Origin of the sequence: Rhodococcus sp. IEGM 1351, assembly GCF_030056875.1 — a bacterium.
Lineage (GTDB): Bacteria > Actinomycetota > Actinomycetes > Mycobacteriales > Mycobacteriaceae > Rhodococcus_F > Rhodococcus_F opacus.
In genome coordinates, this window is sequence record NZ_JASHKU010000014.1 from 207299 (window position 1) to 232123 (window position 24825).

Annotated in this window: 20 protein-coding genes and 1 pseudogene; 12 read left to right on the forward strand and 9 right to left on the reverse strand. The window is 66.4% G+C overall.

Translation table 11 applies throughout. From position 1 onward, the window contains the following. Window positions 1-335: 335 nt before the first annotated feature. A complete protein-coding gene (locus QM806_RS24455; RefSeq protein WP_054248888.1) occupies window positions 336-1217 on the reverse strand; it encodes an SPFH domain-containing protein in 882 nt (293 codons plus the stop codon). 443 nt (window positions 1218-1660) lie between these two features. Between QM806_RS24455 and QM806_RS24460 the strand changes: the two genes are divergently transcribed. The 4 genes from QM806_RS24460 (at window position 1661) to QM806_RS24475 (ending at window position 6458) form a co-directional block, all read left to right on the forward strand. Next, a complete protein-coding gene (locus QM806_RS24460; RefSeq protein WP_210461394.1) occupies window positions 1661-3007 on the forward strand; it encodes a phosphoribosyltransferase family protein in 1347 nt (448 codons plus the stop codon). 237 nt (window positions 3008-3244) lie between these two features. Further along, window positions 3245-5617 carry an AMP-binding protein gene (locus QM806_RS24465; RefSeq protein ID WP_242323062.1) on the forward strand — a complete coding sequence of 791 codons (2373 nt, stop codon included), beginning with the start codon at window positions 3245-3247 and terminating at the stop codon, window positions 5615-5617. Continuing rightward, entirely contained in the window at window positions 5520-6047 is a 528-nt protein-coding gene (locus tag QM806_RS24470; protein ID WP_242323063.1) for a lysophospholipid acyltransferase family protein, read from the forward strand. Before QM806_RS24465 ends, QM806_RS24470 begins: the two co-directional genes overlap by 98 nt. Before the next feature lie 186 nt (window positions 6048-6233). Continuing rightward, a complete protein-coding gene (locus QM806_RS24475) occupies window positions 6234-6458 on the forward strand; it encodes a DUF3263 domain-containing protein (protein ID WP_120659141.1) in 225 nt (74 codons plus the stop codon). Window positions 6459-6816: 358 nt separating this feature from the next. Here the strand turns inward: QM806_RS24475 and QM806_RS24480 are convergent, their stop codons facing one another. Together QM806_RS24480 and QM806_RS24485 are read right to left on the reverse strand one after the other, a co-directional pair. Beyond that, the gene (locus tag QM806_RS24480) at window positions 6817-7158 is read right to left on the reverse strand and encodes a hypothetical protein (RefSeq protein ID WP_269592287.1); all 342 of its coding nucleotides are present in this window, start codon (window positions 7156-7158) and stop codon (window positions 6817-6819) included. 261 nt (window positions 7159-7419) lie between these two features. Next, window positions 7420-7731, reverse strand: a complete 312-nt coding sequence (locus QM806_RS24485; RefSeq protein ID WP_039951491.1) for a DUF4193 domain-containing protein — start codon at window positions 7729-7731, stop codon at window positions 7420-7422. A 718-nt stretch (window positions 7732-8449) separates the two neighbouring features. On the opposite strand from QM806_RS24485, the gene QM806_RS24490 reads away from it, so the two are divergent. Continuing rightward, window positions 8450-10501 (forward strand): NAD(+) synthase, encoded by a 2052-nt coding sequence (locus tag QM806_RS24490; protein WP_283293123.1) that lies wholly within the window; start codon window positions 8450-8452, stop codon window positions 10499-10501. 1085 nt (window positions 10502-11586) lie between these two features. Here the strand turns inward: QM806_RS24490 and QM806_RS24495 are convergent. Next, entirely contained in the window at window positions 11587-12291 is a 705-nt protein-coding gene (locus tag QM806_RS24495; protein WP_248949841.1) for an acyl-CoA thioesterase, read from the reverse strand. Here QM806_RS24495 and QM806_RS24500 point away from each other — a divergent pair. From QM806_RS24500 to QM806_RS24510, 3 genes are all read left to right on the forward strand, one after another. Next, window positions 12259-12423, forward strand: coding sequence for a hypothetical protein (locus QM806_RS24500; protein ID WP_249343973.1), 165 nt, complete (start codon window positions 12259-12261; stop codon window positions 12421-12423). The two genes, QM806_RS24495 and QM806_RS24500, sit on opposite strands and share 33 nt — an antisense overlap. Window positions 12424-12679: 256 nt before the next feature. After that, complete coding sequence (locus tag QM806_RS24505) at window positions 12680-14827, forward strand: acetate--CoA ligase family protein (protein ID WP_283293125.1); 2148 nt, start codon at window positions 12680-12682, stop codon at window positions 14825-14827. Between the two features lie 175 nt (window positions 14828-15002). Next, on the forward strand, window positions 15003-15794 hold the full coding sequence (locus QM806_RS24510; RefSeq protein ID WP_005242619.1) for an IclR family transcriptional regulator domain-containing protein: 792 nt from the start codon (window positions 15003-15005) through the stop codon (window positions 15792-15794). A gap of 50 nt (window positions 15795-15844) precedes the next feature. Here the strand turns inward: QM806_RS24510 and QM806_RS24515 are convergent, their stop codons facing one another. From QM806_RS24515 to QM806_RS24530, 4 genes are read right to left on the reverse strand one after another with little or no spacing between them, the layout of a single operon-like run. Then, window positions 15845-16744 (reverse strand): amidohydrolase family protein, encoded by a 900-nt coding sequence (locus QM806_RS24515; RefSeq protein WP_283293127.1) that lies wholly within the window; start codon window positions 16742-16744, stop codon window positions 15845-15847. A gap of 30 nt (window positions 16745-16774) precedes the next feature. Beyond that, entirely contained in the window at window positions 16775-17575 is an 801-nt protein-coding gene (locus QM806_RS24520; RefSeq protein WP_005574796.1) for an SDR family NAD(P)-dependent oxidoreductase, read from the reverse strand. Next, window positions 17572-18108, reverse strand: a complete 537-nt coding sequence (locus QM806_RS24525; protein WP_043794065.1) for a carboxymuconolactone decarboxylase family protein — start codon at window positions 18106-18108, stop codon at window positions 17572-17574. Before QM806_RS24525 ends, QM806_RS24520 begins: the two co-directional genes overlap by 4 nt. A gap of 45 nt (window positions 18109-18153) precedes the next feature. Next, entirely contained in the window at window positions 18154-19515 is a 1362-nt protein-coding gene (locus tag QM806_RS24530) for a cation:dicarboxylate symporter family transporter (protein WP_249343969.1), read from the reverse strand. A gap of 336 nt (window positions 19516-19851) precedes the next feature. Here QM806_RS24530 and QM806_RS24535 point away from each other — a divergent pair, with 336 nt between their 5' ends. From QM806_RS24535 to QM806_RS24550, 4 genes are all read left to right on the forward strand, one after another. Next, window positions 19852-20745, forward strand: a complete 894-nt coding sequence (locus QM806_RS24535; RefSeq protein WP_283293130.1) for an alpha/beta fold hydrolase — start codon at window positions 19852-19854, stop codon at window positions 20743-20745. Between the two features lie 77 nt (window positions 20746-20822). Then, complete coding sequence (locus QM806_RS24540; RefSeq protein WP_054247661.1) at window positions 20823-21800, forward strand: Bug family tripartite tricarboxylate transporter substrate binding protein; 978 nt, start codon at window positions 20823-20825, stop codon at window positions 21798-21800. After that, window positions 21797-22420: a tripartite tricarboxylate transporter TctB family protein gene (locus QM806_RS24545; RefSeq protein WP_005265084.1), complete on the forward strand. Its 624-nt coding sequence runs from the start codon at window positions 21797-21799 to the stop codon at window positions 22418-22420. The genes QM806_RS24540 and QM806_RS24545 overlap by 4 nt, the downstream gene beginning before the upstream one ends. Further along, window positions 22420-23928 (forward strand): tripartite tricarboxylate transporter permease, encoded by a 1509-nt coding sequence (locus QM806_RS24550; protein ID WP_005265083.1) that lies wholly within the window; start codon window positions 22420-22422, stop codon window positions 23926-23928. Before QM806_RS24545 ends, QM806_RS24550 begins: the two co-directional genes overlap by 1 nt. A gap of 314 nt (window positions 23929-24242) precedes the next feature. Here QM806_RS24550 and QM806_RS24555 read toward each other — a convergent pair. Further along, window positions 24243-24709, reverse strand: a pseudogene (locus tag QM806_RS24555) (DUF3109 family protein); the annotation flags it as partial. Window positions 24710-24825 lie beyond the last annotated feature (116 nt).

Genomic DNA, 24825 nt, shown 5'->3' on the forward strand with positions numbered 1-24825 from the left:
CACGGGTGACCGTCGACACCGGTCGCCGGAAGTTGGCGAGCGATCGCGACGGTACACGCAGCGAGGACTGGGAACACCGCCTGCTTCCAGACTGCGATGGCCCACAAGTGAACTCCTCCACTCACCATGCACAGGACACCCTCGCACCGAACAGGACGGATACCCCGTTCATTCGCTCGTGCCGAGCAGGCGCCAAGACCCGAACCGCGGTCCACACAGGCGTTATCGCCGAAGGGATTGGCCGCCTTGCGGCAGGAATGCCGGGTACTCCCCCTCTACGGCGAGGTGTCTGTCGGCATTCGCAGCGACCACACGCGATGTTCGCAATGTCTCTTCTAGTTGACGGTGGGTGCGGCTGTGGCCGGGTAGGGCGACGAAGTCGTCGACGGGTTGCCGTCCCTCGTGTCGATGTTCGACTGCCCCATGACCGGTTGGGTGAGGGGTGCGGCGGCGGCCGTTTCGCGGGACAGGAACGCCGCTACTTCGCCGATCGCACTCATCAGCGGGGCCGGGAACACCACCGTGGTGTTCTTCTCGACCCCGAGCTCGAGAAGGGTCTGCAGATTGCGCAACTGCAGGGCGAGGGGGTGGGCCATCATCGTGTCCGATGCTTCGCCGAGCGCCGCTGCCGCCCGCGCTTCCCCTTCGGCGGCAATGATCTTCGCTCTCTTCTCCCGTTCGGCCTCGGCCTCGCGGGCCATCGCCCGTTTCATGGTGTCGGGCAACTGAATGTCCTTGAGCTCGACAAGAGTGACTTCGACGCCCCACTCGAGGGTGGTGGTATCGAGGATCTGCCGGATGCTTCCGTTGATGACCGCGGTGTCGGACAGTGCCTCGTCGAGAGAATGCTGCCCAACGACGTTCCGCAGCGTGGTCTGGGCGATCTGGTTGATGGCGCTGTCGACGTTCTCGATCACGACCACCGATTTCCTCGCGTCGACGACCCGGAAGTACGCGACCGCAGCGATGTCGACACTGACATTGTCCCGGGTAATGATGCCCTGGGACTGAATCGGCATGGTCACGATCCGCATCGAGACCTTCGTGAGGTTGTCGACGACCGGGATGATCAGCCTCAAGCCGGGATCGTGGACGGCAATGATCTTCCCGAGCCGGAAGTGCACCCCTTTCTCATACTGCTTCACCACACGTATCGAGGCCGACAGCAGTAAGGCCACAACGACGACGATGGCGACAATGACGATGGTGGCTGTCACGACGACTCCAACCTCTCCCGGAACGATGCTGTCTTCCAGTGAACCCGTCAGTGGCCGGGGACATCAGGGTCCATCGTCACCAACAGCCGACGATCTTCGGCACGGCACTGCCTGGCCGCCATCACCCGCGGTGCGCAGAGGGCACCTCGCGCTCCGAACTTGATTCGATATCCGGCCACGCCTGGCGGTCTGGGCGTCCGGCACATTCAGCCCCGTCGTGCGACCGGACCCTGCGATGCTGACTTCATGCTCCCGGAATCGGGACTTTGGGTTGCGTTCCGGACTTCACCGCCGGACGTGGTTGCCCGTCGAGTCCTGCCTACCGGTGAGGTGATGCGTTCTCGTGAAGGACCAAGGTCCCACCGGTTGGTAACGGCTGGCCCTGTCGAGGGTGAGGGATCGGGCGCAGGGTGGTGAACAACCTGGGTAGGAGGTGGCTCCCGATGCCGTTTCTCGATCGCCGCGACGCAGGACGTCGGTTGGCCGGGCGACTCCAGGCCTTTCGCGACGAGAACACCGTGGTTCTCGGTTTGCCGCGAGGTGGTGTTCCCGTTGCCTACGAAGTGGCCCGCGCGCTGGACGCCCCTCTCGACGTGATCGTCGTACGCAAGCTCGGGGTTCCCTACCAGCCCGAGTTCGCCTTCGGCGCGATCGGCGAGGACGGGGTGCGCGTGCTCAACGACGACGTTGTTCGCATGGCGCACGTCACCGCCGAGGAGCTCACGATGGTGGAGCAAACCCAGCGGGCCGAGCTGCAACGCAGAAGCGCACGATTTAGGCGCGCGCGCCCACGGGTTCCGCTGACCGGGCGGACCGCGGTCATCATCGACGACGGGATGGCGACCGGCGCCACCGCCCGCGCGGGATGCCATGTGGCCCGGGCACACGGCGCGGCGCGGGTGGTGCTGGCCGTTCCGGTGGGATCTCGCGAGGCGATCCACGACCTGGCCGGAGAAGCCGACGAGGTGATCTCGCTGGAGGCTCCGACGTGGTTCGACGCCGTCGGGCAGTGGTACGTCCATTTCGGGCAAACCTCCGACGACGAGGTCTGCGACCTGTTACGCCGCGCCGCCGAACGCGTCCCGGAACCGGTTCCGCCACCGGCAGCCGACCCCCTGCTGCGAGACGAGGAGGTAACGGTTCGGGCCGGGCAAGTGTCGCTGACCGGGCACCTCACCGTCCCCGAGAATCCGGTCGGCATCGTCGTGTTCGCACACGGCAGCGGTAGTAGCCGACACAGCCCGCGCAACCGCTACGTCGCCTCGGTGCTCAACCGGGCCGGGCTGGGTACCCTGCTGTTCGACCTGCTCACCGCGGAAGAGGAAACCCACCGGGCCAGGGTCTTCGACATCGAGCTGCTCGCGCAGCGGCTGGTCGCGGTGACCCGGTGGTTGGGCACCCAAGCGGAAGTGAACGATCTCCGGATCGGCTACTTCGGGGCGAGCACCGGCGCCGGCGCGGCACTCCGGGCCGCGACCGACCCACAGGTCGACGTCGCCGCCGTCGTCTCCCGCGGCGGCAGGCCCGACCTCGCCGGCGACGAGCTGGCCGCCGTGCGCGCACCGACACTGCTCATCGTGGGCGGAAGTGACGACGTCGTGCTGGAACTCAACCGGCGGGCGCAGGCGGCCCTGACATGCGAGAGCGCGCTTGCGGTGGTGCCCGGCGCCACCCACCTGTTCGAGGAGCCGGGCACCCTCGAACAGGTCGCCGTCCTCGCCCGCGACTGGTTCGCCGAGCACCTGGCGCCGACCCGATCGGACGAGCAAACCGGGTCCGGGACCCGATGACTCTTGACATTGACTCCGGTACGGCCAACCGCCCGCTCGCGGACGTCGCGCTCGAGGGCTGGACATGCGCTACGTTCCGGCCACCGACATCGTGGCGCAACGGGACACTGCGTCGCCGCGGCAACTGTGTTCACTCGCGCCTCTGCCGGCCGAGGCAATCGCCCGCCTGCACAGTGACGGGCAGCGGGACAACCTCCTCCACCGCACGTGACGAGGTGGTCCCATGATGGATGACCGGTGACGACCTCCGGGCAGGACGAGGACCTGCTGCTCGCGGTTGTCCGGGATCTCGTGGCCGAACGGCGCACCGTCGATCGTGCGGCGCTCGCGACGCTCGACAGCGAGTTCGATCATGACCTCGGGCTGGACAGCCTCGGTGTCACCGAATTGCTCGCCCGTACCGAAGATGCGTTCGGGGTGAGCCTGGACCGCGGCGTCCTCGCCACCGTAGAGACGCCCCGTGATCTTATGACCGCCGTGCGCCGCGCCCCGTCGCGGAGCCGTCTGCCGTCGATACCCGTGCGGCACCCCGCGCCACCGCCGATCGCGCGGACTCCGGACGCGACCGCCACCCTCACCGAGGCGCTGTCGTGGCATGCCCGCACCCACCCCGATCGCGTACACCTGCGCATCCTTTCCGGCGGGACGGAAGACGCGGGAACACAGGACGAGGTCGGCTACGGCGAGCTGCAGTCTGCCGCCGCCACCGTGTCCGCCGCCCTACTCGCGCGCGACCTCCGGCCCGGCGACCGGGCAGCCATCATGCTGCCCACAGGCCGGGACTACTTCACCACCTTCCTCGGCGTGCTTCTGGCCGGCGGCGTCCCGGTACCGGTCTACCCGCCTGCCCGTCCGTCGCAACTCGCCGAGCACCTGCGCCGCCAGGTCCACATCCTCGGCAACGCGCAGGCCCGCATGCTGGTCACCGATCCGGAAGCCACGCGCCTGGCCCGGCTGGTACGCGGCCAGGTGGAGTCAGTGCGCCACGTCCTCACCCCGAACGAACTGACCGGCTACGGGGAAGCGGCCGGCGCGGTCCGGGGCGCCGATGACATCGCTCTGTTGCAGTACACCTCGGGCAGCACCGGCGACCCCAAGGGGGTGACCCTGACCCACGCGAACCTCCTGTCCAACATCCGGGCGATGGGCACGGCGACGGGAGTCTCCACTTCGGACGTCTTCGTCAGCTGGCTGCCGCTGTACCACGATATGGGCCTGATCGGTGCGTGGCTGTCCAGCCTGTACTTCGGTGTGCCGCTGGCGGTGATGTCGCCGCTGGAGTTCCTGGCCCGGCCCGCGCGGTGGCTATGGGCCATCGATGCCCACCTCGGCACGCTGTCCGCGGCCCCGAACTTCGCCTTCGAGCTGTGCATGCGCAAAATCACCGACGCGGAGCTCGGCGGGCTCGACCTCAGCTCGTTGCGGATGGTGTTCAACGGCGCCGAACCGGTGAGCGCGGATACCGTGACCAGGTTCGCCGAGCGATTCGCCGCCTACGGCTTACGCCGCCAGGCCCAGGCCCCGGTCTACGGACTGGCGGAGGCGTGCGTCGGCCTCACTCTCCCCCCGGTGGGGCGCGGTCCGGTCGTGGACCGTGTCGACCGCGAGCGTTTCCTGCGCACCGGACGGGCGATACGGGCCGCCGATGCCGACCTGGATCCGCTCCGATTCGTCGGCTGCGGCCAGGCGATTCCCAATCATCAGATCCGCGTCGTCGACTCGGCGGGAAATGTGCTCGGCGACCGGCGCGAGGGCAGGATCGAGTTCCGCGGACCCTCGGCCACCACGGGATACTTCCGCAACCCGCGGGCCACCAAGGCGCTGCTGCGGCACGGATGGCTCGACACCGGCGATCTCGGCTATCTCGACGGTGGAGAACTCTACGTGACCGGCCGGATCAAAGACCTCATCATCCGGGCAGGCCGGAACCTGCACCCGGAAGAGCTCGAGCGGGCGGTGGGCGATATCCCTGGTATCAGGAAGGGGTGCGTCGTCGTCTTCGCGACATCCGGGCACCCCGGCGGCACCGAACGCCTGGTGGTGCTCGCCGAAACGCGGCAGACCGCGGATGCCACGCTCACCGGACTGCGAGAACGCATCATCGGGATCAGCATCGACCTGCTCGGCACACCACCGGACGACATCGTGCTCGCACCACCCGGTACCGTGCCGAAAGACCTCCAGCGGCAAACTCCGGCGCGCCGCCACCCGTCACCACTACGCGCAGGGAGACGTGCGGGCTCGTCCCCGCCCGGTGTGGTGGCAGCTGGCCAGATTCGGGGCACGGGGTGTGCTCCCTCGCCTACGGCGCGCCGGTGCGATCACCTTGACCGGGGCGTACGCCCTGTGGTGCTGGTCGGTGGTCGTCGCGGTGGGCGTGCCGACCCTGATCGCCGTGGCTCTCGTTCCCGGCCTCGGCGCCCGCAGGGTTGTCGTGCACGCGGCCGCCCGCAGCCTCGCCCGGCTCACCGGCACCCCGGTGACCGCGAACGGAGTCGACCGGCTCGCGCAGATGACGTCTTGTGTCGTGGTCGCCAACCACGCCAGCTTCCTCGACGGCATTGCGATGTCCACTATCCTTCCCCACCACTTCACCTTCGTGGCAGGTGAAGTCTTCGAGCACAAACCGCTGGTCGGCTTCCTGCTGAGGCGGATCGGCACTCGATTCGTCGAGCGGACCGAGCGCGAACAGAGCGTGGCCGACACCGGTCACCTCGAGGAAGCGGCCGCTGGTGGCGAACCTCTGGTGGTATTCCCCGAAGGCAGCCTCTCTCCGGTGCCGGGCCTGCGCCCCTTCCACATGGGGGCCTTCGTGATCGCCGCTCGAGCCGGTCTTCCCGTCGTGCCGGTCGCGATCTCGGGCACCCGCGCGATGATGTGGCCCGACCGAGGCACGATCATCCACCGTGGAGCCATCCACCTCGCTGTTGCCGAGCCGATCCTCCCTGTCGGGAACGATTGGACCGCCGCCACAGTGCTCGAACGAAAGGCACACGCCGCGATAGCCGCACACTGTGGGGAACCCGACATCGGCCGGTGACCCACCACCACGACGGCAAGCCCTCCGACCTTCCCGGGCGAGGACTTCGGACTCTAGAGCGAGCCCCGATGATCGCCACACGTTGACTGCAAGCACGGCCCGGCCCCGGTGTGCGCAACTGAGCACAACTTGCGCCAGCACCTCCTCATGTCGGCGCACCGGACTGAACGGTGAAAGGCGACGATCATGCACAGTACCGAAGCGGTGCAGATGGTCGACTTCGAACGGCGATGGTACCGCCACCGCGGTGGACCCGCCGACGACATCCGAACCGGGTTCGGGCTGCCCGCGACCACGTTCTTCCGGCGCCTCGAGGATCTTCTCGAAACCGACCCACCCGACACCATCACCCAGTCCGAGGCTTCGGAGATGCTGCGAGTATGCCGACGCCGACTCTGGCTCAACGAGTGATCCCTGTACGGCCCAGGCACAACCTCTGGCATCGCCGTCTCCGCGTCGGTCTTCTCGGCAGGTGCTGCGTCTCGGCGACGAGGGTCGACAGCGAGCCCAGGAAGATCTTGCGGCGACGCCGCCGGAACGGACCCGATACAGCGTCTCGGGCGCGGAGTCGGCGGCGCTCGCGTTTCGTGGTGCGCCGACGGGGATCAGGTGGGTGAGGACGAGGTCCGAGGCGGTGACGGTGTGGGTGGGCCAAGGGCTCTGACCACTTCCCTTCGTCACGATAGGCAGGCCGGCGGTAACGAAACTTCACGTTCGCGTGGTTTGCGTTCTCTGTGTGCGGTCGACAACGAGGAGCTTCGTACGCGGACTACACCGTTCTTCCGCCAGGGTCTGTGCCATGCTTGCGACCCAACTCGGCGATCTGACCAGTGAACTCCGGATCGAACAGTAAGAAGCTCAGTAAGTCGCCGCGGTCCTCGTGATCCCCACCCACCAGCCGCGCGATCACGGATGGTGTCGGGTTGCGCAGGAACCTGCGCAACGCGGAACGGCCACCCGTCACCTCCTCCGCGATCTCGCCGATGCGTCCTGCCTGTTCGAGCGGTGGGCCGGCGAAGTCGATGCCGATGGGACGGTCGGCGGGCGAGACCGCCAGGCCCTGCGCGACCAATGCGTTACGAAACTCGAGTTCATGCAGATCCTCGATCATGCGATATCCGAGCATCGCTCGCAGTGCCAGCGCGGCTACACCCGCCACGTCAGGAGATACGGGCCGGCGCCGGCGACTACCTTCCGCGACGGCCGGTGGCCACACCCTCAGCTGCGTTGCGACGATACCCACGTGGCTCGCACCCAGCACCAGCGACGGTTTGATCGGGGTATTGGCGGGCACCACCCCACCCTGCCCCGCCCCGGCGGTGACTGCCGCTGACCCCGAAGGCGCACCGGCTGATCGATCCGACAAGCCGGCTCAGGTTGCGCAGTCCCGGCAGAACTTCATTCCATCCTTCGTCGCCGCCAGCCGCGAACGATGATGTACCAGAAAACAACCCGAACACACGAACTCGTCCGCCTGCCGAGGCCGAACTCGCACCGTCAACTCCCCCTCCCCCGACAGGTCCGCCCCCGGCAACTCGAACGCCTCCTCGACCGCGACGTCGTCGGCATCCTCATCGATCACCGGCATCGGGGACTGCCGGCGACCAGGCGGCTCCTCCACCGCATCGTCGGTATCGACATCCTCGACGCGAGTACGCCGCGGTGCGTCGTAATCAGTGACCATGACGACCTCCACAACTTCCACCGCGCCAACACCCGACACGGTGACATCGACGCTAGATCCCGCAACAGCACACCGACAGAGGCCATAGGTCACTACCGTCGCCCACAGGGTCACCGGTCGGCGGCACCGCACAATCTCGCTCGGCCGCGCCGCCGGCGGAAACACGAAGAGCAATTCGCCGTCATTCAGTCCCGTCGCGGTGTAAGGGGAGTATAGGGAACGTCTCGGATCGTTCGCCTACGCTGCCGGACCAGAGCCACTGCTCTCCATCGCACGTTCCTGACCTCGACCCGTCGGTCCACGTCATGGCTCAGCTCTTGCCCGACCGACAGGAGTACGGAACCGACACGAAAGCTTGGGAGCCGGGACGCTCCCCGCTACCCGCCTGTGTCATTCATGAATTGTGCGCACTCGCCGACTGTCGGTTTCGGAGGCCGATTGCACACGCTCCGGGAGAAAAATTCGACAGTGCACACAACTTCGTCGGCGACACGTATCGGAAATCAGGTGCATTCGTCGCGGCCGCAGAGGAACTGACTACCAGCAAGGTCGTGGTGGACGAGTGGGTGGTGCTGGTGACCCCAGCGTGGTCTCGGCGATTTCGGTCTCACTGCCGCGCCCCTGCGCGATGCGGGATCGTCTCCAATCCGGTCCGCACGTCCTATCGTGGATACGTGCAGGTGCACGGCCGCACACGGCGGGACGAGGGTGGTGATCGATGAACTTCCGCTCCAGCTATCGGCACGGTTTCCTCCGCGCGGCAGCCTGCACCATTCCCACGGCAATTGTCCAACCCGGGGTGAACGCGGTGTCCGTTCTGCGTGCCGCACGCGCCTGCCATGACGAGGGCGTCGGGTTGGCGGTATTCCCGGAACTGACACTCTCGGGTTACTCGGTGGACGACCTTCTGATGCAGGACACCGTGCTCGACGCCGCCGAGCAGGCGTTGGGTCAGGTAGTAACCGGCTCGGCGGAGTTGTTGCCCGTCCTCCTGGTCGGCCTGCCCGCACGCCACGGGCATCGGGTGTACAACGTTGTCGCCGTGATTCATCGCGGACGCCTACTGGGTGCGGTCCCGAAGTCGTATCTGCCCACTTACCGTGAATTTTACGAGCGACGGCAGCTCGCGCCCGGGGACGACCTGCGCGGTCGCACGACCCGGCTCGGCGGAACGGAGGTGCCGTTCGGCCCCGACCTGCTGTTCGAAGCCGGCGACGTTCCCGGATTCACGTTTCATGTCGAGGTGTGCGAGGACATGTGGGTTCCCATTCCACCGAGCGCCGAGGCGGCGTTGGCCGGTGCCACCGTGCTGGCCAACCTCTCCGGAAGTCCCGTCACAATCGGACGGGCCGAAGAACGCCGACTGCTGGTTCGGTCAGCGTCCGCCCGCTGCCTGGCCGCGTACATCTATTGCGCCGCAGGTCCGGGCGAGTCGACCACGGACCTGTCCTGGGACGGACAGACCCTGATCTACGAGAACGGGGTGCCGCTCGCAGAGGCAGAACGGTTCTCGCGGGGGCGCCAACGCGCCGTCGCCGACATCGACCTGCAGCTTCTGCGCAGTGAGCGGACCCGCATGGGGACGTTCGACGACAACCGGCGGCAACACAGCGCACGAGGCGAGTCGTTGCGCCGCATCACCTTCGAGTTGCATCCCCCCTCCGAGGACATCGGCCTGCACCGCCGAATCAGCCGATATCCCTTCGTCCCCGCCGACCCCGCCCGGCTCGAACAAGACTGCTACGAGGCGTACAACATTCAGGTCGCAGGGCTCGAACAACGACTGCGGGCGCGACCGGGATCGAAGGTCGTGATCGGGGTCTCCGGCGGCCTGGACTCCACCCAAGCGCTGATCGTGGCCGCCAAGGTGATGGACCGCCTCGGCCGGCCACGACGAGACATCCTCGCCTACGCCCTGCCCGGCTTCGCCACCAGCGACCGAACACGCACCAACGCGAGCCGGCTCAGCGCGGCACTCGGCGTCGACCTCACCGAGATCGACATCACGCCGACGGCACGGCTCATGCTCAGCGAACTGGGCCATCCCTTTGCCCGTGGAATTCCGCTGTACGACATCACCTTCGAGAACGTTCAGGCGGGTCTGCGCACCGACTACCTGTTCCGCGCCGCCAATCAACGCGGCGGACTCGTCCTCGGCACGGGCGACCTCTCCGAGATCGCACTCGGCTGGTCGACCTACGGGGTGGGCGATCACATGTCTCATTACAACGTCAACTCGGGAATCCCGAAGACCCTGATACAACACCTCATCCGATGGGTCATGACGACCAACCAATTCTCCGATGACGTGTCACACACCCTCGCGCGAGTACTGAACACCGTGATCAGCCCCGAGCTGATTCCCGCCGCACCCGGTGAGCCGCCCCAAAGCACCCAAACCACGATCGGACCCTACGACCTCCACGACTTCTTCCTCTTCCACGCACTCCGTTACGGATTCACCCCCTCGAAGACTGCCTTCATCGCCTGGCACGCCTGGCACGACCCAGCCGGCGGCGACTGGCCACCCGGATACCCGCCCTCTACCCGAGTCGCCTACCAACTTCCCGACATCCGGCAGTGGCTGACGGTGTTCGTCGAACGTTTCTTCGGGTTCAGCCAATTCAAGCGATCGGCGATGCCGAACGGTCCCAAGGTCAGCCTGGGAGGATCACTGTCCCCCCGGGGAGACTGGCGCGCGCCCTCGGACGCCTCCGCCCGCATCTGGCTCGACGAACTCGAGCGCAATGTCCCCACACACTGGGAATGATCGCCCAGCTGCGCTCTGGGAGCGCGGGCCTCGTGCGGCACGAGGACCAGCCCGACGACCAAGCCTCCAACCCGAAGATCCCGCTCTGTCCCGCACATCGAGTTATCGACAGATGCTCAGATGGAAGGACTCGCGCAGAGTGTTTCGGGAAACCCCCACAGCAGAGCATATTTCTGGTTCGGACAGCCGCGATCCCAGGGGAAGGTTCCATCGACGATGGTCTCACGCACCAGGGTCGGCAACCTGTTCCGCGGTACCGGTCGCTCATTGTGCGGGCGTTTTCGGTTCGTGGGAGTTCCGTGAGGCCTCCGAGGACTACTACCGCGAGATGGATGCGATGAAACAAGACCTCATTCAGTGGTATCGGTCCGGGAACTACGACAAGCCGTGCCTGGTGGTGTGGGTCGGCGACCCGGCGAGCGATTGCACTCGACGACGGTACGGACTCGTATGAGGTGCTCCGACAAGGCCGCGTACCAGCGCGTATGCGCGTGCAAGCACGGGATCCGACCGAACACAGTCGGCAAGAGAGGTTTCGCACTCGGCGACGTCGCGGGGTGCACTACACCACGCGGTAGGCCATGCCTGAACCCCCAACGGACGCAAGGACGAAACGCACCGGTTCCGCAGAATCGGCTATCAGCCCTCCGACAGAGCGAGATCCTCAACCACCACGCCGACAATTGACCGCCAAGTACGTCACCGATCCAAGGGTGAAGCGAATCCAGTTGGCACAGACATTCGGGTGTGATCAGGATCGATGTACGCCTGCATCGCCCGCACACGCAACGTGACGATCGCCAGTGGGTCGAGCGAGATTCTGAATCAACGCAATATCGACATCTTCGGCCACCGCTTCAAGAAACGCCCGCCAACAATCGGCTGATGAACACCGACCAGACCCCGGCTTCACCGCGATAGCCCCGCAAGGAGGGCCACTTCGATGACGATTCTGTACTGATCGGACTGCAGATCCGGTCTCCGAGGAGAATCGGACAGATCATTTTCTGAGGGCCGGTGCGATTGGGAGGCCTCGAATTCGATAGTCGACGAGGGCCTGTCAACGACGGGTTGGAATTGACATCTCACTGCCGAAATCCCTGTTGGGTGACTGTGGCGACGAGATCCCCTGAGGCGGAGTAGATCAGACCGCGTGCGGTACCTAGCCCGTGTGCGGTGCTGTGTGGACTGTCCTGAACGTACAACAACCATTCACCTATGTGCACGTCTTGGTGAAACCACAAGGCGTGGTCCACACTTGCCACCTTCTGTTCGCCGGAACGGCGAAGGTCGCCACGTGTATTTGCGATTACAGGAAGTAACGACCGATCGGAAGCAAACGCCACAATCGCCCGGTGCAGATTTTGTGATGCCGTAGACCTGAGCGCTTCGGCACGGAACCAGAAGCGCCGAAGCGCCGGATCGTCACCGTCGTCTATGTACCTCACATCCAACGGCCTGGATGCGGTGCGCCACCGGGTGCGGGTCGGCCAATTTATCCCGTCCGGAGGTACCGAGGGGTCCCGGTGACGCTGATGAAGTGGCAACAACGATTCGGGATCGGGCGACGGCGGTGGGGACTTGGAGACCACATCTTGCAGCGGGCGAGCCTCGGTAAAGGATGCTTGGAAGGTCATCAGTTCCCGAGCTCCCTGGTGTGCGGTGACCGATCGGGTCGAGAAAGATCTTCCGTCCCTGATACGGGTGACGGAATAGTTGATGGACTCCCCCGGCCGTCCGGGACGCAGGAAGTATGCATGCAGCGAGTTCGTTATTCGGCTGTCGTCCACCGTGCCGGTAGCCGCGAGAAGCGCCTGGGCCAGGAGATGCCCGCCGAATACTCGTTGTTCGAAGCCGTCTGGTGGATGTCCGACGAAGCGATCCGCAGCGACCGCAGTCAGCGCCAGTCGGGCGGCGAGTGAGGTCGTATTCACCATGCCGCGGATAGATGAGTCGTCGCCATCTACGCAATCGGTGGGTCCCGTCAGCTTCTCATCGGCTCGTCGAACGCTGCTTTCTGTCTCCATAGACAGTACTCTATAGAGTATGTAACTATGGTCACAAGGCATGGAGGCCGGTGATTCGGCGCACTTCGAATCCGAATCCGGTCGCTGAGCCGCTTCGGGCCTGGGGTGCATGACCCCTTTCGCACTATTCGCTGCACAGGAGTTGACAGATATGCAGAAGCAGTCAGATACGGCTATCGCGCGACCGCTGCTCGCGCCCAAGAGTGTGGCCATTGTGGGCGCCTCGGATGATCCGACGAAGACGACGGCCCGACCGCAACAGTTCCTGGCGCAGGCCGGATATGAGGGGCAGGCCTATTTCGTCAATCCGCGGCGGGAGACGGTGCAGGGAGTGAAGGCGTGGCCGAGTTTGTCTTCGCTGCCGGAGGTTCCCGAGCACGTGTACATCATGACCGGTGCGGAGGCCGCGATCGAGGCGGTCCGCGAGTGCGCCCGCCTCGGCGTCGCTGTGGCGACGGTGCTCTCGTCCGGTTTCGCCGAGGAAGGCTCGGAGGGGCAGGAACGGGAAGATCGCCTGCGTGCCGCGGCGGCGGAAGGCATCGTGCGGGTGGTGGGTCCGAGCAGCCTGGGCGTGGTCAATCCCCGCAACGGTGTGATGCTCACGGGTAACGCCGCGTTCGGCGAACCGGACATCCCCCAGGGCGGCATCTTCGTGGCATCGCAGTCCGGCAGCGTGATCGGGTCTCTGGTCAGCCGGGCTCGCGGTCGGGGAATCGGGTTCGCCGGCCTGGTGTCGACCGGTGGCGAGGCCGATCTGTCGTTGGGTTCGATCTGCGAGGCCACCCTCGACGATCCTGGGGTGACCTCGTATGCGTTGTTCCTCGAATCGCTGCGCCATTCCGAGGACCTGGCGTCGTTCGCACATGCCGCCCAGAAGGCCGGTAAGCCGGTTGCGGTGTATAAGCTGGGACGCTCGGAAGAGGCTGCCGCACTCTCGGTGTCACACACCGGCGCGCTTGCGGGTGAGGACAGCGAGTCGGAGGCCTTCTTCCGGGCCTGCGGTTTCGCCCGCGTGAACAACTTCGAGTCGCTGGTCGAGGCGCCGACTCTGCTGAAGCGGGTCGGGACGGCCGACCAGCCGCGGACACCCCGGATCGGTGTAGTCACCACCACAGGCGGCGGTGCGGCGATCATGGTGGACCAGTTGGCTATTCGGGGAATGACGATCGCCGGTCCGAGCGAGCAGCTGGTCGCCGACATGAACGCGGCAGGGGCTCCCATCCCCCACAGCTTGATTGCGGACCTGGGCCTGGCCGGGGCCCGGCACGACGTGGTGACCACGGCGCTGCGGTTGCTCCAGGACAGCGGTGAGTTCGACCTGATCGTCTTCGTCATCGGTTCGTCCGCCCGTTTGAACCCGGAACTGGCCGTGCAGGCGATTTCCGAGAGCGGGGGGCACGAGGTCCCGGTGGTGGCGTTCGCGTTGCCCGAGGCGCCCGAGGCCGCCGAACTCCTCAATCGTTCAGGAGTCCCGGCGTTCCGGACTCCTGAGTCGTGCGCCGATGTGGTGGCGGCGGCGTTCACGCGCGTGTCGGCGACCATCGGTGAGGGTGCTCGCTTCGCCGTCGATGCGGCCGCGAACACCGAAGTCCTCGACGAAAAGGTGTCGGCGGATCTGCTGACGCGCCAGGGTGTGGCCTTCGCGCCGTCGGTGGCGGTGTCGGTCGACGAACTCGACTGCGACCTCGGGCTTCCGTTCGCCTATCCGGTGGTCGTGAAGGTGCTCTCGGACAAGGTGCCGCACAAGAGCGATGCCGGCGGCGTGGTCCTCGGGGTCACCGATGACGAGGGAGTGCGGCGCGCGGCCCGGGAGATCGTGGCCAACGTCGCCGGCTACGACCCGGGCGTGGTGGTCGACCGAGTGCTCGTCCAGAAGATGGCGCCGAAGGGTCTGGCCGACGCTCTCGTGGGATACCGGGTCTCGCCCGATGTCGGGCCGATGGTGGTGCTGTCGACCGGTGGCGTGCTCGCCGAGATCTTCGCCGATTCGGCGGTGCGGCTCGCGCCGGTGGATGCCGCGACGGCGCGGGAGATGATCGACGAGGTCAAGGGACTCTCGGTCGTCACCGGATACCGGGGTCTGCCCGAGGGTGACGTCGCGGCCCTGACGGAGACCATCGTCGGCCTGTCCCGGCTGGCGATCGACGATCCCGACGTCCTCGAGGCGGAGGTGAACCCGCTGTCGATCGGTGCCGCAGGCACGGGCGTGGTTGCGCTCGACGCTCTCGTTCGGCGGATCCCGGTGGCCGCGGGCGCGTCCGCGGCCACCGAGTCCGTGGCGGTGCCTGCACGGAGCTGACGAACTTCCCCTGCCAGCTGCCACCTGCCACATCCCCAGGGGATCGGGCAGGTGGCAGCGTTGCGTCGGGGGTACTGGCCGAGAGGACGTTAGGATGGGTTTCGGCCGTGCCCAGCGTGCTCAGAGACTGCAGCGGCGTACGACCGGGTGCGTACGCGAGGAGGAGCACAGGCAGATGCCGAGAGACGATCCGGACTACATCGAGTCGGTCAGCAAGGCGTTTCAAGTGATCGAGGCGTTCAGCGCCGAGCATCCCGCCCTGACCATTTCGGAGGCGTCCGCGCTGACCGGGCTGACCCGCCCCACGGTGCGGCGGATCCTACTCACGTTGGTGCGACTGGGCTTCGCATCACCCGCGGAGAACAAGACCTTCGTGCTGACGCCGCAAATGATGCGACTCGGGTACGCCTACCTGTCGTCGACGCCGGTGTGGGATCACGCGATGCCCTACATGCGCGATCTTGCCGATTCGGTGCGGGAGTCGGTGTCTTTGGCGGTCCTGGACGCTCCCGATATCGTGTACGTGGCCCGCGTTCCGGCGGCCCGGTCGATGACGATCACGTTGACCGTGGGAGCCCGGCTGCCGGCGTATCCCACGTCGTTGGGCCGGGTGCTGTTGGCCTCGTTGTCGCCGCAGGCGCTGGACGAGTATCTCGCGAGCACCGAACTCCGACGATTGACGCCCACAACGATTTGCGATCCGGACGAGCTGCGTGAGGAATTGGCCCGGGTCCGCAAGCAAGGTTTCGCGATCATCGACGGCGAGCGGGAGGAAGGGGTGCGGTCGGCGGCCGTGCCCGTGCACGATCATCAGGGCCGCCCGATCATGGCGCTGAACGTCTCTGCCAATGCGGCACGGGTGACGGTGCAGTCTCTGGAAGAGGAGGTGGTTCCGCAGTTGCTCCGTACTGCGGAGACCATCTCGAGTCACAGCCGCTTTTCGCGGCATCACACCGCCTCGGGCTGACACATCAATACGGGCGCAGACCCGGCAAAGGATCTGCGCCCGTACCTATTTCAGACGGTGCTGGCGGTCAGGAGAAGTCGAACAATTCCGTCGGGTTGGCGACCAGGAGTTTGTGTCGGTTTCTCTCGTCGGGAACGATGTCCGGGATGCCGTCGAGGAGGATCCCGTCGTCGGGCATCGGGCCGTAGAGGTTGGGGTGGGGGAAGTCGGTCCCCCCACACGACGCGCTCGGGGGCGTGCGCCGCCAGGGATGCGGCGAGCGCGTTGGCGTCGTCATAGGGCGCGCCGGTGAGGGTGACTCGGTAGGTGCCGCTCAGTTTCAGCCAGACGGTGCCGGTGTCGAGCAGTCGTCGCAGTGCCTGCACGGGCGGGCTGTCGAGGCCGTCGTTCAAGTCCACCCGGCCGAGGTGGTCGATCACCACGCGGGTGGGGATCTTGGTGATGACACCGAAGCGGTCGACGGCTCCGGTGCCCGCGACGTGAATCTCGACGTGCCAGCCGAGCGGCTCGACCAGGTCGGCGTACCGCAGAATCTCCTCGTCCGTCGGTGCCGCCCCGAGGTGCGGCATGAACTGCAGCCGGATCCCGCGCACACCCTCGGCGTGTAGTCGGTCGAGTTCGCTGCGCGGGGTGTCGAGTCCGATCAGGACGACACCGCGGTAGCGGCCGCCGCCGGTACGCAGCGCATCGATCAGAACCGCCTGATCTCGTCCGTGCGAGGCGGATTGGACGATGACCGCACGGTCTATCCCGAGCGTCCGGTGCAACCGTGCCAGTGCGGCTTCGGGGACGTCGGGTGGGGTGAAGGTGCGGTCCGGGGCGAAGGGGAACGTCGCGGCCGGGCCGAAGACGTGGCAGTGGCTGTCACACGATCCCGGCGGGGGCCGGAAGGACGGCGGTGTGGGGTGTACGAGTGGTCCAGGGATGGTGGGTTCGGGTCCGAGGGTCATGGGATCTCCTGTCGGGCGACGGGCGGGTCGTCAGTCGCAGCGGGCGGACATGCCGCCGTCGACGACGATCTCGGTGGCGGTGATGAACCGTGCCTCGTCGGAGGCGAGGAACAGCGCGACGTTCGCGGTGTCGCGGCCGTCACCCATGAAACCGAGCGGGATCCGGGCCACGCGCTGCTCGAGCAATTTGTCGACGTCTCCCCCGGTCCGCTGGCCCGCGAGCCGGACCTCGACCATCGGGGTGTGCAGCTGGCCGGGAACGACGGTGTTCGCGCGGATGCCGAGCGGGGCGTGCTGCACGGCGATCGAACGGGTGAAGGCGATGATGCCGGCCTTCGAGGCCGCGTAGGCGGACTGGGCGGCGCCGGTCCAGCGGATACCGGAGGTGGAGGCGGTGTTGACGATGGCGCCCGACCCGGCCTCCTTCATGTGCGGGAGCACATGCTTACAGGTCAGAAAGGTGGTGGTGAGGTTGAATTCGAGCTGACGGTTCCAGTCCTCCTCGCTCATCTCCACCGGTCCCCCGGCGCGGGATCCGCCGACGTTGTTGACCAGGACGTCGATGGCTCCGAGCGTGCCACGGCATTCGTCGACCATTGTGCGCACCGCGTCGGTGTCGGTGACGTCGCACTGGAACGGGACGATGGCACCGTCGGGCCCGTCGAAGCGGGCGACGGTTTCGTCGAGGGCGTCGCGGTTGAGGTCGACGGCGAAGACGCGTGCGCCCTCTTCGGCGAAGCGGACGGCCGCTGCCCGGCCGTTGCCCCAGCCCGGGCCGACGCTTCCGGCTCCGGTGACGATCGCGACCTTGCCCTGCAGGCGTGCACTCATGCTGTTACTTCACTTTCTTCGGTCTGTCGTTGCTGTCCGACGTGGAGGGCGACGAGGAACCTCGACACCATGTTGTAAGCGGCGATGGTTCCGGTGAGTTCGACGAACTGCTGGGTGCCCAGTTCCGAGTGCAGTCGGTTGCTCAGTTCGTCGTCAACCGACACCGTCCGAGTCATCGCATCGGTGTAGTCGCGGACCAGCAGCTGCCGCGGGGTGAGCGGCGTGGAGTCGGCGCCGTCCCGTAGGGCTGCGACCTGTTCTGCGGACATGCCCTCACGCAGTGCCAGCGGGGCGTGGGCGCGCCACTCGTACTCGGCGCTGTTGAGGTCGGCAACCCGGCAGATCGCCAGCTCCCGCAACTCGCCCGGCAGGTCCATGTTGCTGCGGACCGCGCCGAGCAGGGTGTTCCAGCCGTCGGCGAAGGGCTCGCTGTGCAGCAGCGCCTCGTCGAGCGGGGTGAGGTGGCCGCCGCGGCGAGCGCGCACTCGGTCGGCGACTTCTCCGGTACCCGTCGCGGGTACGACTCTTGCCACGATTATTCGTCCTTTGGTCGATCGGTGTTCTGGCGGGTCGGCGCGTTATTTCGCGGCGAATTCTTTGGGGGCGACAGTCGGTTCGGCGTCGATCACGGTCGGGGTGGTGTGCCCTTTCATGACCTCGGTGGCGTAGGTGGGATCGAACTGCTTTTCCCAGCGGCTGACGACGATGCTGCCGAGCATCTGCCCGGACAGGCTGACCAGGCCGCGCATGGTGGACATGAACCGGTCGACGCCGAGGATGAGCATGATGCCGGCGACCGGAATGACCCCGGTGGTGGGCAAGGTCGCGGCGAGGATGACGAATCCTGCGCCGGCCACCCCGGCCGCGCCCTTGGAGGTGATGAGGAAAACGGCGAGCAGGGCGAGTTGCTGGGTCAAGCTCATGTCGATGCCGAAGGCCTGGGCCAGGAACAGGGAGGAGAACCCGAGGTAGAGGCAGACGCCGTCGGAGTTGAAGGCGTATCCGGCGGGAACTACCAGGTTGACGATGCGGGGCGGGCAGCCGATCTTGATGAGTTTTTCCATCAGCTGCGGCATGACGGCCTCGTAGTTCGACGTTCCCAGGGTCACCAGGATCTCGGGCTTGAAGTAGCCGTACAGGCGCAGCACCCGGATGCCGGCCATCCGGCAGATGATGCCGAAGACGGTCAGGCAGAACAGGATTCCGGTGACCCAGAACGTCACGACCAGCGAGGCCAGGCTCTGCAGGGTGGACCAGCCGTAGGCACCGGTGGCGTAGGCCATTGCACCGAAGGCGCCGATCGGTGCCAAGTACAGCACCAGCCGGACCATGTCGAAGAAGATGTCGCCGACGATATTGATTCCCTTGACCACCGGTGCCGCGGGGGTGCCGACCGCACGCAGGGAGATCGCGAACAGCAGTGCGACGAGCAGCACCTGCAGGATGCTGTGTCCGGTGAAGGCGCTGACCACGGTGTCGGGAATGATGTTGATCAGGAACGAGTACCAGTGCGTGTTCTCGGCGGTGGAGATGTATTTCTCCGCCGATCCGGTGATCGCCAGGTCGTCCGGGTCGGCGTTGACGCCGGCGCCGGGTTTGATCACGTCCACCACGACGAGGCCGACGATCAGCGCGATCGTCGTGACGACCTCGAAGTAGACGAGTGCCTTGAGGCCGATGCGACCGACTCCGGCGAGCTGGCCGGCCGAGGCGATGCCGGTCACGATCGCGCAGAAGACCACCGGGCCGATGAGCATGCGGATCAACGAGATCCAGCCGTCACCGAGCGGTTGCAGGGCGGTACCCACGTTCGGCCAGATCAGCCCGACCACCGCGCCCAGGACGATCGAGACCAGGACGGTGACGTACAGGTGGGTGGTGAAGGCCTTGCGCAAGAGCGACGGGCGTTTCGCGGGTGCCGCGGGGGTCGAGTCAGACATATCGAAGTCCATTTGTTCGCAGGACGTACATTTGTACGTAAGACGTTCACGACGATACGGAGTGGCGTGAATCTCTGTCAACACCCGCTCGGGCGTCGACCACAGCACTCAAGGTCGAATGGAGCAGGTCAACGTACAGTGATGGCAGTCACGGTGAGGTGTTGACAGTGTCGTGGAGCACGTTTAGCGTATCGACAGCCGTACGGATGTACGTCTGTCGAACATTTCAGCGGGCGGTGAGCCCGCTTCGCCCTCGTCTGGCGTGTGGGTTCCGGACATCTCTCCCCTCCCCACCTCAGAACTCGATACCTGCCGATTCGGCATGAAGGGAACCCTGTGAACCCGAGTGACCTACCCCCCGGCCCGCTGCGTGGCGCAGCGACCGCGCCCTCGACGGCATCACCTGCCCCGGCCCCCGGCACCTCGGCGGAGGTGGAACGAACGATCTTCGCCTACAACGATGTTCAGATCGAAACCCTGAGCCAGGGCCGCGGTCCCGTGATCGTCATCCTGCCGTCCCTCGGTCGCGCAGCCGAGGACTACGACGACGTCGCTCCCCGCCTCACCGCTGCCGGTTTCCGGGTTCTGCGCCCCCAGCCACGCGGGATCGGTGCGAGCAAGGGGCCGATGGACCACCTCGATATGCACGCCTTCACGGCGGATGTGGCGGCTGTTCTCGACCACGAGCAGGCCGGGCCCGCGGTCGTGGTCGGGCACGCCTGGGGCAGCCAGCCGGCGCGAATGTTGGCTCAGGACCGGCCGGAGCTGGTGCGCGGGCTGGTCATGGCCGCGGCGTCGGCCGGCAAGCTGCCTCCCGAGTCCACCGAGAAGCCCTACGGCAGGTTGCGTGAGGCCATCGACGGGGCCGGCGATCTGTCGCTGCCGGAAGCACAGCGCCTCCGCTACCTTCAGCAAGCGTTCTTCGCCCCCGGCCACGACCCCCGTCCGTGGCTGACCGGGTGGTTCCCCGAGACCCACCGCGCACAGGCACACGCACGCAACGTGACCCCGGTCGACGCCTACTTCGCCGGTGGCACGGTCCCTATGCTCGACCTGCAAGCCCAGTTCGACGCGGTCGTCGTGCCCGACATCTTCAAACCAATGCTCGGCGAGCGCGTCACCGTCTCGGTCATCCCCGACGCCGGGCATGCACTGGCGCCCGAGCAGCCCGCCGCGATGAGCGAAGCGGTCGCCGACTTCGCCCGCCGCCTGTACTTCACCGGTCGCTAGCCATGCCGCGCGCTGCACGCACGTCGCCGACCGATGAGCACCGCCGACCTCGAACGCGTCCGGGGAGAGGACCCGCCATGAAGCCGCTCCCTACCGTTCTGTTCGGCCTCCTGGTCGCCGCAGTCACCGTGCTGGCCTTCGTCAACGCCGCCTCCTCGGGAGGAACGGCCACCGCACGCAGCAAACTCACCCTGGTTGCCCCCGCGGCTCCCGGCGGCGGGTGGGACGGCTTCGCACGGGAGGCTCAGCAAGCACTGCGCGGTCAGGGAACGGTGAACAATCCCCAGGTCGTCAATGTTCCCGGTGCGGGCGGCACCATCGGATTGAGCCAATTCGTCCAGAACCCGGGACGCGAGGATGCCCTGATGGTCACCGGCGGGGTGATGGTCGGCGCGGTGGAACTGTCGGACAATCCCGAGTCCCTCGCCGACGTCGTGCCGATCGCCCGCATGGCCGACTATTACGCGGCATTGGTCGTCCCCGCGGACTCTCCGATTCAGACCCTCGACGACTTCATCGCCGCGTGGCGGCGCGACCCCGGCGGAACCTCGGTCAGTGGTGGCTCCCTCGGCTCAATCGACCATCTCCTGAGCGGTCTGCTCGCCAAACAGACCGGCATCGATCCGCGAGAGGTCAACTACATCCCCTATTCCGGAGGAGGAGAAGCATTGTCCGCCCTGCTCTCCCACGTCACCACGGCCGGAGTGTCCGGCTACAACGAAGTCAGTGACCAGATCGAAGCCGGCACCCTGCGGGCCCTGGCCATCTCCGCACCCGAGCGCATCGACGGAATCGATCTGCCGACGTTCCGCGAACAGGGCGTGGATGTGGCCATGTCGAACTGGTTGGGCGTCGTTGCAGCCCCCGGCGTCACCGATGAGGCCAAACGAGAACTCGTCGACATCGTCACCGAGATGCGGGACTCACCGCAGTGGCAGGAGGCCATCGACCGCAACAACTGGACCGACACCTTCTCGACCGACACCGAGTTCGCGCAGTTCATCGAACTCGAGGTCGCACGAGCCCAAGACATCATCGAGGAACTCGGACGATGAGTATCATCCACAGCCACGCCGTCCCGTCGACCAGCGCTTCGCAGCGACGACGATTCTGGACCGGTCGCAGCGAGTTCGTGGTCGTCGCACTGCTCTACGTGCTGGCCGTCTGCTTCACCATCGGCACCGTCTCCATGCACGTCCTCGGCACCGCCGTCCCGGGCCCGCAGTTCTTCCCGATCATCGTCTGCGCCGTGCTGTACGGGACAGCGACCGCGCTGGCCATCGATATCCTGCGGCATCCCCGCGTGCCCGATACCGAACCGCATCCCGGACACGGCGACTTCTCCGCCGAGATGCTCCGCGACCTCGGTGACGTCGGCGACGAGCGCACCGACGCCCGCCCCGCACCGATGTCGCCGCGTTGGAAGACGTACTCGGACTGGCGCACCCTCGCGCAGGTTCTCGCTGCCGCCATCGTGTTCATCGTCCTGCTCAACCCGGTGGGCTGGATCCTCTGCGCCGCCTTGCTGTTCTGGGTGGTTGCCCGGGCCCTGGGCAGTACGCGCCCGGTGTTCGACGTCGGTGTCGCGCTGTTGTTCTCGTCCGTCATCCAGCTCGCATTCAGTGCCGGTCTGGGATTACCGCTGCCGTCCGGGTTCGTGGGAGGGATGTTCTGATGGATCAGCTTCCGTTGCTGTTCGAGGGCTTCGCGCAGGCCCTGACTCCGATGAATCTGCTGTGGGTGCTGATCGGAGCGCTACTGGGCACGGCCGTGGGCGTCCTGCCCGGCCTCGGCTCGTCGATGGCCGTCGCCTTGCTGTTGCCGGTGACCTTTTCCCTGGAACCGACCGCTGCGTTCATCATGTTCGCCGGCATCTACTTCGGCGGCCTCTTCGGGGACTCCACCTCCGGGATCCTTCTCAACACCCCCGGCAATTCCTCGGCGATCGCCTCCACATTCGAAGGACATCGCATGGCTCGCAGTGGCCGGGCCGCCAAGGCGCTGGCGACCGCCGCCATCGGGGCTTTCATCGGCGGCATGATCGCCACCACGATGGTGGTGTTCTTCGCCCCGACCTTGGTCCGCCTCGCCACGGTCTTCGGACCGGCCGAGTACTTCGCGTTGGCGATCTTCGCGTTCCTCGCCATCTCAGCCGTGGTGTCCGAATCGGTCATCCGCGGTCTGGCCGCCCTCGGAATCGGGCTCGCCCTCGCTCTGGTCGGCATCGACGGACCGAGTGGTACCGCCCGCTTCACCCTCGGTATGCCGCAACTGTTCGACGGAATCTCGGTTGTCGTCATCACCGTCGGCCTGCTCGCTCTCGGCGAGGTCTTCTACGTCTGCACCCGAATTCACCGGGACCCCGTGGCAACCAGGACACCGACTGGCGGCAGGGCTCGGCTCACCCTCGCCGACTTCCGCCGGGCACTGCCCGCCTGGCTGCGCGGCACGGCGTTCGGGGCGCCCTTCGGTCTCATTCCTGCCGGCGGCTCCGAGGTGCCTACCTTCATGGCCTACGGGACCGAAAAGCACCTGGCCAAGCGGAGTAACGACACCGAGTTCGGCACCACCGGTTCCATCCGGGGCCTGGCGGCTCCGGAGGCAGCCGCGAACGCGACCGCGGGTACTGCAATGGGCGCCCTGTTGGCACTGGGATTGCCGACCTCGGCGACGGCGGCCATCATGCTCGCCGCCTTCCAGCAATACGGCATGCAGCCCGGCCCGCTGCTGTTCGAGCGCAGCGGCGACCTCGTCTGGACCCTGCTGGCGTCCCTCTTCATCGGTCTGGTCATTCTGGTCATGATCAATATGCCGTTCGCCGGGGTCTGGGCGAAACTGTTGACGATCCCCCGGCACTACCTCTATGCCGGCATCACCGTGTTCTCCATGCTCGGGATCTATGCCATCAGCTCGTCCGTCATCGACCTGTGGTTGCTGGTGGGCATCGGACTGATCGGTGTCATCATGCGCCGCTACAACATTCCCCTGGCGCCGGTCCTGATCGCGGTGATCCTCGGGCCGATGGCAGAAACGGAGTTGCGGCGCGCGCTGGCGGTGTCCGAAGGCAGCCTCGGCATCCTCGTCGACAGTCCCATCACCATCACTCTGTATCTGGTGTTGGCCACCGCCCTCGCGGTCAGTGGTGTTCAGCATCTCCGGCACCGTGCGCAGAAAGTTCGTTGACCCCGCACCCCCGACACCGCTCTCCAGCATGTGACGCCCGTTCGCCCCGTTCATGATCGGGGCGAACGGGCGCGCTGGCGTCTTCCCCACAAGGGGTGTAGGGCCGCCCATAGTGCGGGTTGACAGTGGTGCACGGCATCCCTAGCGCCATGACCGTCTTGCGTATAGTCGTCCGTCTGACGTACGCACGTCACTCTGCTGCGACTTCACGCAGCACATTCGCAGCACCATTTCCGTACGCATCGAGCCGACGGGTCGGCTCATAGGAGAACCCCATGAAGTATGGTCAATTAGCTCGTGTTGCAGTGGTTTCGGCAGCTGCCCGGCTTCACCTCGAGGGGCTCGATGCCACGCCTGAGGGCCATCGCACGCAGTGCGCACCCGATGCCACCCGCGAATCCAGGGCGGTTGAGGAAGATGCACCCGCCCCGGTAGCGGCGGGTACGCAGCGCCGGCTCGTCGTCGAGCTCGCCTCCTCGATGTACCCCTTCATCCCGAGACCCTGCTTCATGAACTGCCAGCCCTCGGGCCTGAGCAGCTTCACCGACTCGCGCAACCTCGCGACATCCTCCTCGCCGGTGAAGAACGCGCCGTGCGAGCAGCAGCCGTCGTCGGGTCGGCCCGCGACGATGCCCTGGCAGCCCGGGGTGCCGAACACGCAGGTCCAGCGCGAGAGAAGCCACGTCATGTCCGCGGCGATGAGGTGCTCGGCGTTGTCGGGATCGAGGAACTCGACCCATTCCCGAGCGAAGTCGAGCCCAAACTCAGGGCTCGGCGTCATCTTGCGAGCACGCCCCGCACTGCCTGCTGTCACAAACGCCCACGGTAGCCGACCCACATAACAGACAAGGACTGATCCGATCCCCGTCCGAAAGCGAACGACGCCCGACCCGACTC

Excerpts from the sequence above, each read along its gene's own strand:
- QM806_RS24460 (WP_210461394.1), top strand. The coding sequence starts at position 1,661 with ATGCCGTTTCTCGATCGCCGCGACGCAGGACGTCGGTTGGCCGGGCGA.
- QM806_RS24470 (WP_242323063.1), top strand. The coding sequence starts at position 5,520 with ATGACGTCTTGTGTCGTGGTCGCCAACCACGCCAGCTTCCTCGACGGC.
- QM806_RS24475 (WP_120659141.1), top strand. The coding sequence starts at position 6,234 with ATGCACAGTACCGAAGCGGTGCAGATGGTCGACTTCGAACGGCGATGG.
- QM806_RS24480 (WP_269592287.1), bottom strand. The coding sequence starts at position 7,158 with ATGATCGAGGATCTGCATGAACTCGAGTTTCGTAACGCATTGGTCGCG.
- QM806_RS24485 (WP_039951491.1), bottom strand. The coding sequence starts at position 7,731 with ATGGTCACTGATTACGACGCACCGCGGCGTACTCGCGTCGAGGATGTC.
- QM806_RS24490 (WP_283293123.1), top strand. The coding sequence starts at position 8,450 with ATGAACTTCCGCTCCAGCTATCGGCACGGTTTCCTCCGCGCGGCAGCC.
- QM806_RS24500 (WP_249343973.1), top strand. The coding sequence starts at position 12,259 with ATGCAGCGAGTTCGTTATTCGGCTGTCGTCCACCGTGCCGGTAGCCGC.
- QM806_RS24505 (WP_283293125.1), top strand. The coding sequence starts at position 12,680 with ATGCAGAAGCAGTCAGATACGGCTATCGCGCGACCGCTGCTCGCGCCC.
- QM806_RS24510 (WP_005242619.1), top strand. The coding sequence starts at position 15,003 with ATGCCGAGAGACGATCCGGACTACATCGAGTCGGTCAGCAAGGCGTTT.
- QM806_RS24515 (WP_283293127.1), bottom strand. The coding sequence starts at position 16,744 with ATGACCCTCGGACCCGAACCCACCATCCCTGGACCACTCGTACACCCC.
- QM806_RS24520 (WP_005574796.1), bottom strand. The coding sequence starts at position 17,575 with ATGAGTGCACGCCTGCAGGGCAAGGTCGCGATCGTCACCGGAGCCGGA.
- QM806_RS24530 (WP_249343969.1), bottom strand. The coding sequence starts at position 19,515 with ATGTCTGACTCGACCCCCGCGGCACCCGCGAAACGCCCGTCGCTCTTG.
- QM806_RS24540 (WP_054247661.1), top strand. The coding sequence starts at position 20,823 with ATGAAGCCGCTCCCTACCGTTCTGTTCGGCCTCCTGGTCGCCGCAGTC.
- QM806_RS24545 (WP_005265084.1), top strand. The coding sequence starts at position 21,797 with ATGAGTATCATCCACAGCCACGCCGTCCCGTCGACCAGCGCTTCGCAG.
- QM806_RS24550 (WP_005265083.1), top strand. The coding sequence starts at position 22,420 with ATGGATCAGCTTCCGTTGCTGTTCGAGGGCTTCGCGCAGGCCCTGACT.